Here is a 15,408-nt window from a genome sequence, read left to right as displayed (position 1 = left end):
GGCGCTCGGGCCCGGTTGGAACTCCCGCAGGATTCCCTCGGCCGCGCCGGTACCGCACTCAGGGACAACGCCCGACCGCCGGAGATCATTCCGGGTACGGAGCAGCCGCCCCACGGCGGGCTCCCCGGACGGCCCCGGCCGGCGGTCGAGGCCTGGAGTCGAGGTCAGGAGTTGAGGTAGGTCAGCACCGCGAGCACCCGGCGGTGGTCCTCCGCGCTCTGCGCCAGCCCCAGCTTGAGGAAGATGTTGCTGACGTGCTTCTCCACCGCCCCGTCGGAGACCACCAGCTGCTTGGCCACCGCGGCGTTGGTGCGCCCCTCGGCCATCAGGCCGAGCACCTCGCGCTCGCGCGGCGTGAGATTGGCCAGGACGTCGCCCTTGCGGCTGCGGCTGAGCAGCTGCTGCACCACCTCCGGGTCCAGCGCGGTGCCGCCCTCGGCGACCCGCACCACCGCGTCGGCGAACTCGCGCACCTCGGCGACCCGGTCCTTCAACAGGTAGCCGACGCCCCGGGTGGACCCGGCCAGCAGCTCGGAGGCGTAGCGCTCCTCCACGAACTGCGACAGCACCAGCACACCCAGCTGCGGGTAGCGCCCGCGCAGCTCCACGCAGGCGCGCAGGCCCTCGTCGGTGTGGGTCGGGGGCATCCGCACGTCCGAGACCACCACGTCCGGCAGGGCGTCGGCCGCCGCCAGGTCGTGGATCGTCTTCACCAGGGCGGCGCCGTCCCCGACCCCCGCCACGACCTCCAGGCCGCGGTCGGTGAGCAGCCTGGTCAGGCCTTCCCGGAGCAGTACGGAGTCCTCGGCGATGACGACGCGGCGCATGGCGACCTTCCGGGCAGGCGTGGGCTGACGGGTGCCAGTCTCCCCCATCCGCCCGCGCCCGTACGGGCTCGGGGTCCGATCCGCCCGGGGGCGGTCACATGGTGCGGATCGCCACCGCGTCGCAGAGCCCGTCCAGGGCGGCCTTCGCCGCGCAGTCCGGCAGCGGGGCCAACAGCGCCCGGGCCTCCTCGGCGTGCCGCAGGGTCTCCCGGCGGGCCCGCTCCAGGGCGGGGTGGGCGCGCAGCAGGCGCAGCGCCTCGGCGTGCAGGTCGTCGTCGGAGAGGTCCTGGGTGAGCAGTTCGCGCAGCCGGGCGTCGGCCGGGTCGTCCGGGTCGGCGGGCATCTGCTCCAGCAGCAGGGTCGGCAGGGTCGGCACGCCCTCGCGCAGGTCGGTGCCGGGGGTCTTGCCGGACTCGTGGCCGTCGCTGGCGATGTCCAGCACGTCGTCCGCCAGCTGGAACGCGATGCCGATCCGCTCGCCGAACTCGCCCAGGGCCTCCACCACCCACGGCTCGGCGCCGGCCACCAGCGCTCCTATCCGGCAGGAGACGGCGATCAGCGAGCCGGTCTTGCCCTCCAGCACGTCCAGGTAGTGCAGCAGCGGGTCGCCCTCGGGGCCGGGGCCGCGGGTCTCCAGGATCTGGCCGGTCACCAGCCGCTCGAAGGCCTCGGCCTGCATCCGCACCGCCTCCGGGCCGAGGTCGGCCAGCACCTGGGAGGCGCGGGAGAACAGGAAGTCGCCGGTGAGGATGGCCACCGAGTTGTCCCAGCGGGAGTTGGCGCTCTCCGCGCCGCGGCGCACCGGGGCCTCGTCCATCACGTCGTCGTGGTACAGCGTGGCCAAGTGGGTCAGCTCGACGACCACCGCGGCCGGCACCACGCCGGGCGCCCCCGGGTCGCCGAACTGGGCGGCCAGCAGCAGGAGCAGCGGACGGAAGCGCTTGCCGCCGGCCTCCATCAGGTGGCTGGCGGTGACGGTGATGAAGGGGACGTCGCTCTTGACGGCCTCGGAGAGCGCCGCCTCCACCGCGTCCAGTCCGACCTGGACGTCCCGGGTCAGGTCGCGGTCCTGCACGCTGAGCCCGAAGGGTCCCACGACGGTCACGAAGACCACTCCTCTGTCCCTGGTCGATCTAGCGGCCTGGTCCCTGAGTGCCGCCGCTGGCCAATACAGGCAGGGTATCCGGTCGCGAGTGGATCACTGCACGGGCGTGCGGATCCCGTCATGACCGCGCCGGAAGCCCTGGTCAGGAGGCCTGCGCGGACGGAGCCGCGGTGGGGGCGAATTCGGCCGGAAACAAACGCCGGAGATCGGCCCGAGGATCCGGACCGATCTCCGACGAACCGACCGGCTCCGGTCAGTAGGCGAACAGCGAGGCCTTGGAGGCGAGGTCCAGGAAGTACTGCGGCAGCAGGCCCAGACCCAGCGTGACCAGCACCCCCACCCCGATCGCGGTCGCCGTGAAGGCGCTCGGGATGGCCACCGTCGGGCCGCCCGGCTGCGGGTCGGAGAAGAACATCAGCACGATCACCCGGATGTAGAAGAACGCGGCCACCGCCGAACTCAGCACACCGACGATCACCAGCGGTGTCGCCCCGCCGGCCGCCGCCGCCTGGAACACCGCGAACTTCCCGGTGAAGCCGGAGGTCAGCGGGATCCCGGCGAAGGCCAGCAGGAACAGCGCGAAGACCGCCGCCACCAGCGGCGAGCGCCGCCCCAGCCCCGCCCAGCTGGACAGGTGGGTCGCCTCCCCCTTGGAGTCGCGCACCAGGGTGACCACGGCGAAGGCCCCCAGCGTCACGAAGGAGTACGCCGCCAGGTAGAACAGCACCGAGGACAGGCCCTGCTTGTTGACCGCGATCACCCCGGTCAGGATGAACCCGGCGTGCGCGATCGAGGAGTACGCCAGCAGCCGCTTGACGTCCTGCTGGGTCACCGCCAGCACCGCGCCGACCACCATGGTCAGGATCGCCACGCCCCACAGCACCGGCCGCCAGTCCAGCCGCAGGCCCGGGAAGGCCACGTAGAACAGCCGCAGGAACGCCCCGAACGCGGCGACCTTGGTGGCCGCGGCCATGAAGCCGGTCACCGGGGTCGGCGCGCCCTGGTAGACGTCCGGGGTCCAGGAGTGGAACGGCACCGCGCCCACCTTGAACAGCAGGCCCACCGCCAGCATCGCCAGGCCGGTCAGCAGCAGCGCGTCGCTCTGGGTGCTGCTCAGCTGCGCCGGGGTGGTCATCGCCTTGCCGGAGATGACGTCCGCGATGTCGCCGAGCTTCACGCTGCCCGCGTAGCCGTACAGCAGCGCGGTGCCGAACAGGAAGAACGCCGAGGCGAAGGCGCCCAGCAGGAAGTACTTGACCGCCGCCTCCTGGGACAGCAGCCGGCGGCGCCGGGCCAGCGCACACAGCAGGTACAGCGGGAGGGAGAAGACCTCCAGCGCAACGAACATGGTCAGCAGGTCGTTGGCGGCCGGGAAGAGCAGCATCCCGCCGACCGCGAACAGGGTCAGCGGGAACACCTCGGTGGTCGCGAAGCCGGCCCGGACCGCGGCCCGCTCCTGCTCCCCGCCCGGGGTGGCGGACGCCTGGGCGGCGAAGGCGTCGGCGGGCAGGCCGCCGGCCTTGGGCTCCAGCTTCCGCTCCGCGTAGGTGAGCACCGCGACGACGGCGACCAGCAGGATCACGCCCTGGAGGAACAGCGCCGGGCCGTCCAGGGCGACCGACTCCATGGCCAGCAGGTCGACCCGCGGCGCGCCGTGGCCCTGCGTCGCCAGCACCACCACGGCGGCGAACGCGCCGGCCAGCGCGACCAGCGCCAACGACACCTGGGTCCAGTGCCGCAGCCGGCGCGGGACGAAGGCCTCGACCAGGACGCCCGCCACGGCGGCCCCGAAGACCACCAGCATCGGGGAGAGTTGGCCGTACTCGATGTGCGGCGCCGGGATGCTGGGGGTGTTGCCGCCGGCGGCGGCGAGCACTGCGGTGGCACTCACTTCTGCTCACCTCCTGAGGTGGCGGCGACCGGGTGGGCCGGCGCCGGATCGGTCCGGTGGACCTGCGAGAGCGTCGCGTCCACCGAGGGGTTCACCAGGTCGGTGAGCGGCTTCGGGTACACGCCGAGCAGGATCGTCAGCGCCACCAGCGGTGCCACCACGGCCAGTTCGCGGACCTTGAGGTCGGGCATCGCGCGCACGCCCTCCTTCACCGGGCCGGTCATGGTGCGCTGGTACAGCAGCAGGGCGTACAGCGCGGCCAGCACGATGCCGAGGGTGGCCACCACGCCGATCGCCGGGTAGCGGGTGAAGGTGCCCACCAGCACCAGGAACTCGCTGACGAACGGGGCCAGCCCCGGCAGCGACAGGGTCGCCAGGCTGCCGATCAGGAAGGTCCCGGCGAGCACCGGGGCGACCTTCTGCACGCCGCCGTAGTCGGCGATCAGCCGCGAGCCGCGGCGCGAGATCAGGAAGCCGGCCACCAGCATCCACGCGGCGGTGGAGAGGCCGTGGTTGACCATGTAGAGGGTCGCGCCGCTCTGGCCCTGGCTGGTCATCGCGAAGACGCCCATGATGATGAAGCCGAAGTGCGAGATCGAGGCGTAGGCGACCAGCCGCTTGATGTCCTTCTGGCCGACCGCCAGCAGCGCGCCGTAGACGATCCCGATCAGCGACAGCACCAGGATCGCCGGGGCGAAGGTCTTCGAGGCGTCCGGGAACAGCCCGAGGCAGAAGCGCAGCATCGCGAAGGTGCCGACCTTGTCCACCACCGCGGTGATCAGCACCGCGGTGCCGGCCGTCGCCTCGCCCATCGCGTTCGGCAGCCAGGTGTGCAGCGGCCACAGCGGGGCCTTCACCGCGAAGGCGAAGAAGAAGCCGAGGAACAGCGCGTTCTGCGCCGTCCCGGACAGCTTGAGGCTGCCGTCGGCGATCGCCCCGGTGAGGGTCGGCAGGTCGAAGGTGCCGAGGCCCTGGTCCTGGGCGATCACGTACAGCCCGATCACCGCGGCCAGCATCACCAGGCCGCCGAGCAGGTTGTACAGCAGGAACTTGACGGCCGCGTAGGAGCGCTGGCGCGCCGACTCCGGGCCGCCGGCCCGGTCGCCGAAGCCGCCGATCAGGAAGTACATCGGGATCAGCATGGCTTCGAAGAACACGTAGAACAGGAAGACGTCGGTGGCGTAGAAGGACACCACCACCATCGCCTCCACCGCCAGGATCAGGGCGAAGAAGGCCTGGGTGCGCCGCTTGTTCTCGAAGCTGCCGTCGGGGCCCGGCGCGGCCGGGTCCGCGTCGTGCCAGGAGGCCAGCATCACCATCGGCACCAGGACGGCCGTCAGCAGGGCCAGCACCGCGCCGATGCCGTCCACGCCGAGCGAGAAGGTGATGCCGAAGGAGCGGATCCAGCTGTACGACTCGGTCAGCTGGAACCGGGCGCCGTGCGGGTCGAAGCGCAGCGCCACCAGGGCGGCCAGCACCAGGGTCACCCCGGACACGGCCAGCGCGACGGTCTTGACGGTGCGCCGCCGGGCCTCGTTCGTCCCGGCGGGCAGCGCGGCGGTCAGCACCGCGCCGGCCGCCGGGACGACGCAGGTGGTGGTCAGCAGGACGCTCACGACCGCACCTCCCGACGCGATTCCCCGCCGAGCGGGCGAGTAACTGTCATCACACGGACCTCATCAGGAGAGTCGAGGCGACCAGCACCAGCGTGCCGCCGAACATGGAGAGCGCGTACGAGCGGACGAAGCCGTTCTGGACCCGCCGCAGCCGGCCGGACAGGCCCCCGATGAGGGCGGCCAGGCCGTTGACGAAACCGTCCAGGCCGCGGCTGTCGAAGTAGACCAGGGTCGCGGCCAGCGCCGAGCCCGGGCGCACCAGCACCGCGTGGTTGAAGTCGTCCTGCAGCAGGTCGCGGCGGGCCGCCCGGGTGAGCGGGGAGCCGACCGGCGGCACCACCGGGACGGGCGAGCGCCCGTACATCAGGTACGCCAGGCCCACGCCGGCCAGCATGCAGGCCGTGGTCAGCCCGGTGACCGTCCAGGAGCCGAGCGGCGGGTTGCCCTCGCTGTGGCCGGTGACCGGCTCCAGCCACTTCAGGAAGGAGTCGTGCAGGACGAACAGCCCGCCGGCGAAGACCGAGCCGAAGGCCAGCAGGACCATCGGTACGACCATGGTCCGCGGCGACTCGTGCGGGTGCGGGAGGTTGCCCTCGGCGTCCGGCTGCCAGCGCTGCTCGCCGAAGAAGGTCAGCACCATCACCCGGGTCATGTAGAACGCGGTGACGGCCGCGCCGACCAGTGCGCACAGGCCGAGGATCCAGCCCTCGGTGCCGCCCTTGGCGAAGGCCGCCTCGATGATCTTGTCCTTGGAGAAGAAGCCGGACAGCCCGGGGAAGCCGATGATGGCGAGGTAGCCCAGGCCGAAGGTGGCGAAGGTCCACGGCATCTTCCGCCACAGGCCGCCGTAGTGGCGCATGTTCACCTCGTCGTCCATGCCGTGCATGACCGACCCGGCGCCGAGGAACAGCCCGGCCTTGAAGAAGCCGTGGGTCACCAGGTGCATGATCGCGAAGACGTAGCCGATCGGGCCCAGTCCGGCCGCCAGGATCATGTAGCCGATCTGCGACATGGTCGAACCGGCCAGCGCCTTCTTGATGTCGTCCTTGGCGCAACCGACGATCGCACCGAACAGCAGCGTCACTGCCCCGACCACCACCACGGCGGTCTGGGCGTCCGGCGCCAGGTCGAAGATCGCCGAGGACCGGGTGATCAGGTAGACCCCGGCGGTCACCATGGTGGCCGCGTGGATCAGGGCCGAGACCGGGGTCGGGCCCTCCATCGCGTCCCCCAGCCAGGACTGCAGCGGCACCTGCGCCGACTTGCCGCACGCGGCGAGCAGCAGCATCAGGCCGATCGCCGTCAGCCTGCCCTCGCTGGCCCCGTGCGCCCCGTCGAAGACCGGTGTGAAGGCGAAGGAGCCGAACTCGGCGAACATCAGCATGATCGCGATCGACAGGCCCATGTCGCCGACCCGGTTGACCAGGAACGCCTTCTTCGCCGCCGTCGCCGCGCTCGGCTTGTGCTGCCAGAAGCCGATCAGCAGGTACGAGGCCAGGCCCACGCCCTCCCAACCGAAGTACAGCAGCAGGTAGTTGTCCGCCAGCACCAGCAGCAGCATGGCGGCCAGGAACAGGTTCAGATAGGCGAAGAACCGGCGCCGGCGCTCGTCGTGCGCCATGTAGCCCACCGAGTACAGGTGGATCAGCGTGCCCACCCCGGTGATCAACAGCACGAAGGTCAGCGACAACTGGTCGAGCCGGAACGAGACGTCGGCCTGGAAGGCGTTCACCGGCACCCAGGTGAACAGGTGCTTCGTCACCGCCCGGTGCTCGGCGTCCCGGCCCAGCATGTCCGAGAACAGGGCCAGGCCGAAGCCGAACGAGAGCGCGGCGAGCGCGGTGGCCAGCCAGTGGCCGAAGCGGTCGAAGGCCCGACCGCCCAGGAGCAGCAGGGCGGCACCGGCCAGCGGAGCCGCCACCAGCAGCGGAATGAGAGAGTTCACCGAAGGCCCTCCGCCTACAGCTTCATCAGATTGCTGTCGTCGACCGAAGCGGAGTGCCTGGTCCGGAAGATGGAGACGATGATGGCGAGGCCGACCACGACCTCGGCCGCCGCGACCACCATCGTGAAGAACGCGATGATCTGGCCGTCCAAGGTCCCGTGCAGCCGGGAGAACGTCACCAGGGCCAGGTTCGAGGCGTTCAGCATCAGCTCGACGCACATGAACAGCACGACCGCGTTCCGCCGGATCAACACCCCGGACGCGCCGATGGTGAACAACAGGGCCGACAGATAAAGGTAGTTGACCGGATTCACCGCTCCCCCTCCCCGGTCTCGTCCTGCTCGGCCCCATGGCCCGGGACCGGCTCCAAGGACCTGCGCGGAGCCGCCGCCACCGGCCGCTCCGAGGGCGGCCGGCCCAGCCAGTCCGCCGTGCTGTTCTCCAGCTCCGCCATCCGCCGCAGCATGTCCTGGCTGACGTCCCGGACCTGGCCGCGCTCGCGCAGCGTCGCCATCACCGAGTCCTCCGCGATCGTGCCGTCCGGCAGCAGCCCCGGCACGTCCACCGCGTTGTGCCGGGCGTACACGCCCGGCGCCGGCAGCGGCGGCACCTGGATGTTGTCCCGCACCCGCTGCTCCGCCAGCTCCCGCTGGGTCTTCGGCGCCGTCACGTGCTCCCGGTGGGTCAGCACCATCGCGCCGATCGCCGCGGTGATCAGCAGCGCGCCGGTGACCTCGAAGGCCCACACGTAGCGGGTGAAGATCAGCCGGGCCAGGCCCGGCACATTGCCCTCGGCGTTCGCCTCGGCCAGCCCGGTGAAGTGGTTCAGCTTCGCGTTCGCGATGCCCGCGATCAGCAGCACCCCGAAGCCCAGCCCGCACAGCACCGCCGCGAACCGCTGGCCCTTCAACTGCTCCTTGAGAGAGTCCTCGCTGGTCACGCCGACCAGCATCACCACGAACAGGAACAGCATCATGATCGCGCCGGTGTACACCACGATCTGCACCACGCCCAGGAACACCGCGCCCTGGGCCATGTAACAGACCGCCAGCGCCAGCATGGTCGCCGCCAGGCACAGCGCGCTGTGCACCGCCTTGCGCATCAGCAGCATGCCCAGCGCGCCACCGACCGCGATCACCGCGAGCACCCAGAACTGGACGGCCTCACCCGTGGAGGTCGTCCCGCTCGCCGCCGCCAGCTGTGCGATCACTGCCGCACCTCCTTCTCCCGGTCGGTGCGCTCCTGCTGGACCGTCCCCGGCGCCGCCCCGGTGACCTCGCCCCGGTAGTACGCACCCTCGTCGGCGCCCGGGAAGATCGCGTGCGGGGTGTCGACCATGTCCTCCGACAGGCCGACCAGCAGCTGCTCCTTGGTGAAGATCAGGTCCTTGCGGGAGGAGTCCGCCAGCTCGTACTCGTTGGTCATGGTCAGCGCCCGGGTCGGACAGGCCTCGATGCACAGCCCGCACAGGATGCAGCGGGCGTAGTTGATCTGGTACACCGCGCCGTAGCGCTCACCCGGCGAGTAGCGCTCCTCGTCCCGGTTGTCCGCGCCCTCCACGTAGATCGCGTCGGCCGGGCAGGCCCACGCGCACAGCTCGCAGCCGACGCACTTCTCCAGCCCGTCCGGATGCCGGTTCAGCTGGTGGCGGCCGTGGAAACGCGGCGCCGTGGGCTTCTTCTGCTCCGGGTACTGCTCGGTCAGCCGCTTCTTGAACATGGCCTTGAAGGTCACGCCGAAACCGGCGGCCGGACCGAGCACCGACGGCCGGTCGGCCCGCTCGGGCCGGCCCGTCTGGTCGGACGACATCGCGGATCAGCTCCCTTCGGAATGGTCGGCCCCGTTGAGGGCGTCCTGGAGTTGCTTCGGGGCCCGGCCCGGCCGGCGCGGCACCGGCGGCAGCACCTGCCCGGGCAGCGGCGGCACCGGGTACCCGCCCGCCATCGGATCGAACTCGCCCCGCCCGGGGGCCTCCTGCTCCTCCCCGGGCTCCTTCTCCTTCCGCAGGAAGTCCCGGACCAGCGCCAGCAGCAGGATCACGCCGACCGGCGCGCCCACGTACAGCACCACCTGGCCGAAGCCGTACCCCTCGTTGCGCAGCGCCCGCACGCTCGCGATCAGCACCAGCCACACCAGCGAGACCGGGATCAGGACCTTCCAGCCCAGCTTCATGAACTGGTCGTAGCGCAACCGCGGCAGCGTGCCGCGCAGCCAGATGAAGAAGAACAGCAGCAGCTGGATCTTCAAGGTGATCCACAGCATCGGCCACCAGCCGTGGTTGGCGCCCTCCCAGAAGGCCGACACCGGCCACGGGGCCCGCCAGCCGCCCAGGAACAGGGTCGACGCCACCGCCGAGACCGTCACCATGTTGACGTACTCGGCCAGCATGAACATCGCGAACTTCAACGAGGAGTACTCGGTGTTGAAACCGCCCACCAGCTCGCCCTCGGCCTCCGGCAGGTCGAACGGCGCCCGGTTGGTCTCCCCGACCATCGCGATGATGTAGACGATGAACGACACCGGCAGCAGCACCGCGAACCACTTCGGCTGCTGGTGCGCCACGATCTCCGAGGTCGACATCGACCCCGAGTAGACGAACACCGCCGCGAAGGACAGGCCCATCGCGATCTCGTAGCTGATCATCTGCGCGGCCGACCGCAACCCGCCCAGCAGCGGGTACGTCGAACCGGAGGACCAACCGGCCAGCACGATCCCGTAGATGCCGATCGAGGCGGTGGCCAGGATGTAGAGCAGCGCCACCGGGAAGTCCGTCAGCTGCAGCGGCGTCCGGGTGCCGAAGACCGACACCTCCTCGCCGGCCGGGCCGAACGGGATCACCGCGAAGGCCATGAACGCCGGGATCGCGCAGACGATCGGGGCCAGGACGTAGACCACCTTGTCCGCGCCCTTGACGACCAGGTCCTCCTTGAGCGCCAGCTTCACGCCGTCCGCCAGCGACTGCAGCAGACCCCACGGCCCGTGCCGGTTCGGCCCGATGCGCAACTGCATCCAGGCCACCACCTTGCGCTCCCAGACGATCGCCACCAGCACCGTCAGCACCAGGAAGGCGAAGCAGAACACCGCCTTCAACAGCACCAGCCACCAAGGGTCCTGGCCGAAGAAGTGGAGCGTCTCGTACGGCTGCGGAGTCGTCATCGGACCTCCCCTTCCCGGGCCCCGCCCTCGACGGCGACCGGCGCGAGCTCGGCCGCGGCGATCGTCACCAGATGGCCGACGGTGGTGCCGAGCGCGCGGTGCGCGCCGCCCGGCGTGGAGTTGAGCGGGATCCAGACCGTCCGGTCCGGGACCGAGTCGGTCACCTCCAGCGGCAGGACCAGCGAACCCGCCGGACCGGTCAGCCGCAGCGCACCGGTGGCGTCCGCGCCGACCTCCTTCGCCGTCGCCGACGACACCCGGGCCACCGCCCGGTGCCGCGTCCCCGCCAGGTGCGGATCCCCGTCCTGCAACGAGCCCTCGTCCAGCAGCAGCCGCCAACCCGCTAGCACCGCCTGGCCGGTGGCCGGACGCGGCAGCACACCCGGGTGCGCCGCCGGATCCGCCGCACGGTCACCCCGCCACGGCCCGAAGCGGTCCAGCTCCAACCGGGCCGCCCGCACGTCCGCCAGGCCCAGCCGGTGCCCCAGCGCGTCCGCCAGCATCGCCAGCACCCGCAGGTCCGACTGGAGGTGGCGGCCCATCTGCTGGTCCGGCTTGAGCGCGGCCTCGAACATCCGCACCCGGCCCTCCCAGTCCAGGAAGGTGCCCGCCTTCTCCGCCACCGCCGCCACCGGCAGCACCACGTCGGCCCGCTCGGTCACCGCCGACGGCCGCAGCTCCAGCGACACCACGAACGGCACCGCCGCCAGGGCCTCCCCGGCCAGCGCCGGATCCGGCAGATCGTCCGGATCCACCCCGCCGACCAGCAGCGCGTCCAGATCGCCCTGCGCCGCCGCGGCCAGGATCTGGCCGGTGTCCCGGCCCGGACGCGACGGCAGCTCCGCCACCCCCCACACCGCGGCCGCCTGCGCCCGCGCCGCCTCGGCCGCCACCGGACGGCCGCCCGGCAGCAGACCCGGCAGCGCACCCGCCTCCACCGCCCCGCGCTCCCCGGCCCGACGCGGCACCCAGGCCAACGCCGCTCCGGTCGCGTGCGCCAGCCGCAGCACCGCCGTCAACGCGCCCGGCACCGACGCCAGCCGCTCACCCGCCAGGATCACCGCACCCGGCCGGCGCAACAGCTCGGCCGCCCGCCCGGCCTCGTCGTTCAACGGCTCGTCCGCCGCCAGCGCCGCGAACCACTCCGGCTCCGTCCCCGGCGCCGCCGGCAGCAGCGCACCACGCAGCTTCGCCAGCCCCCGGGAGGCGAACGACGCCACCGAGAACACCTTGACGCCGCCGCCCCGGGAGGCCTTGCGCAGCCGCAGGAAGACGATCGGCGACTCCTCCTCCGGCTCGAACCCGGCCAGCAGCACCGCCGGAGCCTGCTCCAACCGCGCGTAGTCGACGCCCGAACCGTCCACGTCCACCCCGCGCCCGGCGACCGCCGCGGCCAGGAAGTCCGCCTCCTCACCGCTGTGCGGGCGGGCCCGGAAGTCCACGTCGTTGGTGCCCAGCACCACCCGGGCGAACTTCGCGTACGCGTACGCGTCCTCCACCGTCACCCGGCCACCCGCCAGCACACCCGTACGGGCCCCGCGCAGGCCCTCGGCGGCCCGCTGCAACGCCTCCGGCCAGGAGGCCGGCACCAGCTCGCCGTCCACCCGCACCAGCGGGGTCGTCAACCGGTCCCGCTGCTGGGCGTAGCGGAACGCGAAACGGCCCTTGTCGCAGTTCCACTCCTCGTTCACCGCCGGGTCCTCGCCCGCCAGCCGGCGCAGCACCTTGCCCCGCCGGTGATCGGTGCGCTGCGCGCAACCCGCCGAGCAGTGCTCGCACACGCTCGGCGAGGACACCAGGTCGAACGGGCGCGAGCGGAAACGATAAGCCGCCGAGGTCAGCGCACCCACCGGACAGATCTGGATGGTGTTCCCGGAGAAGTACGACTCGAAGGCGTCCCCCTCCCCCGTGCCCACCTGCTGCAGCGCCCCGCGCTCCACCAGGTCGATGAACGGGTCCCCGGCGATCTGCTGCGAGAACCGGGTGCAGCGCGCGCACAGCACGCAGCGCTCCCGGTCCAGCAGCACCTGGCTGCTGATCGGCAGCGGCTTCGGGTAGGTGCGCTTCATCCCCTCGAACCGGGAGTCCGCCGCGCCGCTGCTCATCGCCTGGTTCTGCAACGGGCACTCGCCGCCCTTGTCGCAGACCGGGCAGTCCAGCGGGTGGTTGATCAGCAGCAGCTCCATCACGCCGCGCTGCGCCTTCTCGGCCACCGGCGAAGTCAGCTGGGTGCGCACCACCATGCCCTCGGCGACCGGAATGGTGCAGGAGGCGACCGGCTTGCGCTGGCCCTCGACCTCCACGATGCACTGCCGGCAGGCGCCGGCCGGATCCAGCAGCGGATGGTCGCAGAAGCGCGGGATCTGGGTGCCGATGGTCTCGGCGGCCCGGATCACCAAGGTGCCCTTGGGGACCTTCACTTCGACGCCGTCGATGGTGAGCGTGACCAGTTCGACGGCGGCTCCGTCGTTCGTGGAGGCGGCCGGCTCGGTGATCGTCACGCGTGCACCTCCCTCTCGGTGGCGGACTGGTGGCCGGGGCGGGGGCCGTCGGCCCAGACGGTGGAGGCGGCCGGGTCGAACGGGCAGCGGCGCTCGGCCAGGTGCTGCTCGTACTCGGCCCGGAAGTGCTGGAGCGAGGAGACGATCGGGCTCGCCGCGCCGTCGCCCAGCGCGCAGAAGGACTTGCCGTTGATGTTGTCGGCGATGTCGAGGAGCTTCTCCAGGTCCCCGTCGACGCCCTGGCCCGCCTCGATCCGCTTCAACAGCTGGACCAGCCAGTAGGTGCCCTCCCGGCAGGGGGTGCACTTGCCGCAGGACTCGTGGGCGTAGAACTCCGTCCAGCGGGTCACCGCCCGCACCACGCAGGTGGTCTCGTCGAAGACCTGCAGCGCCTTGGTGCCGAGCATCGAACCCGCCGCGCCGACGCCCTCGTAGTCCAGCGGGACGTCGAGGTGCTCGTCGGTGAACATCGGGGTGGAGGAGCCGCCCGGGGTCCAGAACTTCAACCGGTGCCCGGCCCGGACACCGCCGGAGAGGTCCAGCAGCTGGCGCAGCGTGATGCCGAGCGGGGCCTCGTACTGGCCGGGGTTGGTGACGTGGCCGGACAGCGAGTACAGCGTGAAGCCCGGGGACTTCTCGGTGCCCAGGCCCTTGAACCACTCCTTGCCGCGGGCCAGGATCGGCGGCACCGAGGCGATCGACTCGACGTTGTTGACCACCGTCGGGCAGGCGTACAGGCCGGCGATCGCCGGGAACGGCGGGCGCAGCCTCGGCTGACCGCGGCGGCCCTCCAGCGAGTCCAGCAGGGCCGTCTCCTCGCCGCAGATGTAGGCGCCGGCGCCGGCGTGGACGGTGATGTCCAGGTTCACGCCGGAGCCGAGGATGTCCCGGCCGAGCAGTCCCGCCGCGTACGCCTCGGCGACCGCGGCGTGCAGGCGGCGCAGCACCGGGACGACCTCGCCGCGCAGGTAGACGAAGGCGTGGTCGCAGCGGATCGCGTAGGAGGCGATGATCATGCCCTCGATGAGGGAGTGCGGGTTGGCGAACAGCAGCGGGATGTCCTTGCAGGTGCCCGGCTCGGACTCGTCCGCGTTGACCACCAGGTAGTGCGGCTTGCCGTCGTTCTGCGGGATGAACTGCCACTTCATCCCGGTGGGGAAGCCGGCGCCGCCGCGGCCGCGCAGGCCGGAGTCCTTGACCAGGGCGATTACGTCGTCCGGGGGCATCGCGAGGGCCGCCTTGAGGCCCTCGTAGCCCTGGTGGCGGCGGTAGGTGGCGAGGGTCCAGGGGCGGCTGTCGTCCCAGGGGTCCGACAGGACGGGGGTGAGCAGCTTCTCGGCCGGCTCGGCGGAGGTCATCACGCTTCGGTCCCTTCCTGGCCGGCGGCCTTGCCTTCGTGGCCCGGCTCCTCGGGGCGGGGAGCCTCGTGGCGGGAGGCCTCGGGGCGGGAGGCCTCGTGGCGGGGCTCCTCGGGGCGCGGGGCCTCGTGGCGGGGCTCCTCGGGGCGCGGGGCCTCGTGGCGGGGGGCGACCACCTTGGTGCCGCCGGTGCCCGGCAGGGCCTCGCCGCGTGCCAGCCGCAGCCCGGCCAGCGAGGGGGCGCCGCCGGCACCCGACTCGTCGTTGGCGCCCGGGCGCTCGTCCGGGAAGCCGGCCAGGATCCGGGCGGTCTCCTTGAAGTCGCACAGCCGGGCGCCGCGGGTGGGCCGCACCTCGCGGCCGGCCCGCAGGTCGTCGACCAGCCGGCGGGCGCTCTGCGGGGTCTGGTCGTCGAAGAACTCCCAGTTGACCATCACCACGGGGGCGTAGTCGCAGGCGGCGTTGCACTCGATGTGCTCGATCGAGATCGCGCCGTCCTCGGTGGTCTCGTTGTTGCCGATGCCCAGGTGCTCCTGGAGGTCGGCGAAGATCCGGTCCCCGCCGAGCACCGCGCACAGGGTGTTGGTGCAGACCCCGACGTGGTACTTCCCGGCCGGGCGCCGCCGGTACATCGTGTAGAAGGTGGCGACGGCGGTCACCTCGGCCGTGGTGAGCTCCAACTGCTCGGCGCAGAACCGGATCCCGGTCGCGCTGACGAAGCCCTCCTCGGCCTGCACCAGGTGCAGCAGCGGCAGCAGCGCCGAGCGGGCCTGCGGGTAGCGGCCGATCAGCTCGGCGGCGTCGGCGGCCAGCCGGGTGCGCACCTCCTCCGGGTACGGCGGGGCCGGCATCGCCGGCAGTCCCAGTTCGACGTCGGTCACCGGTCCACGCCTCCCATCACCGGGTCGATCCCGGCCACCGCGACGATCACGTCGGCGACCTGGCCGCCCTCGCACATCGCCGCCATCGTCTGCAGATTGGTGAACGACGGGTCCCGGAAGTGCACCCG

The 15,408-nt window shown here is 71.9% G+C and carries 12 protein-coding genes and 1 pseudogene; all 13 read right to left on the bottom strand.

The features are described from left to right. Nucleotides 1–164: 164 nt before the first annotated feature. Nucleotides 165–827 (bottom strand): response regulator transcription factor, encoded by a 663-nt coding sequence (locus ACIQWA_RS26785; RefSeq protein WP_360244863.1) that lies wholly within the window; start codon nucleotides 825–827, stop codon nucleotides 165–167. A 94-nt stretch (nucleotides 828–921) separates the two neighbouring features. Further along, nucleotides 922–1,932, bottom strand: a complete 1,011-nt coding sequence (locus ACIQWA_RS26780) for a polyprenyl synthetase family protein (RefSeq protein ID WP_402486788.1) — start codon at nucleotides 1,930–1,932, stop codon at nucleotides 922–924. Nucleotides 1,933–2,185: 253 nt separating this feature from the next. After that, complete coding sequence (gene nuoN, locus ACIQWA_RS26775) at nucleotides 2,186–3,823, bottom strand: NADH-quinone oxidoreductase subunit NuoN (protein WP_360244857.1); 1,638 nt, start codon at nucleotides 3,821–3,823, stop codon at nucleotides 2,186–2,188. Then, entirely contained in the window at nucleotides 3,820–5,439 is a 1,620-nt protein-coding gene (locus ACIQWA_RS26770) for an NADH-quinone oxidoreductase subunit M (RefSeq protein ID WP_360244854.1), read from the bottom strand. The genes nuoN and ACIQWA_RS26770 overlap by 4 nt, the downstream gene beginning before the upstream one ends. Before the next feature lie 49 nt (nucleotides 5,440–5,488). Further along, nucleotides 5,489–7,384 (bottom strand): NADH-quinone oxidoreductase subunit L, encoded by a 1,896-nt coding sequence (gene nuoL, locus ACIQWA_RS26765; protein WP_402486784.1) that lies wholly within the window; start codon nucleotides 7,382–7,384, stop codon nucleotides 5,489–5,491. Nucleotides 7,385–7,398: 14 nt separating this feature from the next. Then, nucleotides 7,399–7,698 carry an NADH-quinone oxidoreductase subunit NuoK gene (nuoK, locus tag ACIQWA_RS26760; RefSeq protein ID WP_360244848.1) on the bottom strand — a complete coding sequence of 100 codons (300 nt, stop codon included), beginning with the start codon at nucleotides 7,696–7,698 and terminating at the stop codon, nucleotides 7,399–7,401. Next, nucleotides 7,695–8,591 (bottom strand): NADH-quinone oxidoreductase subunit J, encoded by an 897-nt coding sequence (locus ACIQWA_RS26755; protein WP_402487125.1) that lies wholly within the window; start codon nucleotides 8,589–8,591, stop codon nucleotides 7,695–7,697. Before ACIQWA_RS26755 ends, nuoK begins: the two co-directional genes overlap by 4 nt. After that, nucleotides 8,591–9,193 (bottom strand): NADH-quinone oxidoreductase subunit NuoI, encoded by a 603-nt coding sequence (nuoI, locus tag ACIQWA_RS26750; protein ID WP_360244842.1) that lies wholly within the window; start codon nucleotides 9,191–9,193, stop codon nucleotides 8,591–8,593. The genes ACIQWA_RS26755 and nuoI overlap by 1 nt, the downstream gene beginning before the upstream one ends. A gap of 6 nt (nucleotides 9,194–9,199) precedes the next feature. Next, nucleotides 9,200–10,540, bottom strand: coding sequence for an NADH-quinone oxidoreductase subunit NuoH (nuoH, locus tag ACIQWA_RS26745; protein ID WP_360244839.1), 1,341 nt, complete (start codon nucleotides 10,538–10,540; stop codon nucleotides 9,200–9,202). Beyond that, on the bottom strand, nucleotides 10,537–13,041 hold the full coding sequence (locus tag ACIQWA_RS26740) for an NADH-quinone oxidoreductase subunit G (RefSeq protein ID WP_402486780.1): 2,505 nt from the start codon (nucleotides 13,039–13,041) through the stop codon (nucleotides 10,537–10,539). The genes nuoH and ACIQWA_RS26740 overlap by 4 nt, the downstream gene beginning before the upstream one ends. Continuing rightward, the gene (gene nuoF, locus ACIQWA_RS26735) at nucleotides 13,038–14,399 is read right to left on the bottom strand and encodes an NADH-quinone oxidoreductase subunit NuoF (protein WP_402486777.1); all 1,362 of its coding nucleotides are present in this window, start codon (nucleotides 14,397–14,399) and stop codon (nucleotides 13,038–13,040) included. The genes ACIQWA_RS26740 and nuoF overlap by 4 nt, the downstream gene beginning before the upstream one ends. Further along, nucleotides 14,399–15,250 carry an NADH-quinone oxidoreductase subunit NuoE gene (nuoE, locus tag ACIQWA_RS26730; protein WP_402487123.1) on the bottom strand — a complete coding sequence of 284 codons (852 nt, stop codon included), beginning with the start codon at nucleotides 15,248–15,250 and terminating at the stop codon, nucleotides 14,399–14,401. Before nuoE ends, nuoF begins: the two co-directional genes overlap by 1 nt. Nucleotides 15,251–15,276: 26 nt before the next feature. Next, nucleotides 15,277–15,408: pseudogene (locus ACIQWA_RS26725) on the bottom strand (NADH dehydrogenase subunit D); the annotation flags it as partial.

The sequence above is a fragment of the Kitasatospora sp. NPDC098652 genome (assembly GCF_044760155.1).
Classification (GTDB): domain Bacteria; phylum Actinomycetota; class Actinomycetes; order Streptomycetales; family Streptomycetaceae; genus Kitasatospora.
This window is presented reverse-complemented; position numbering and strand designations above follow the sequence as displayed.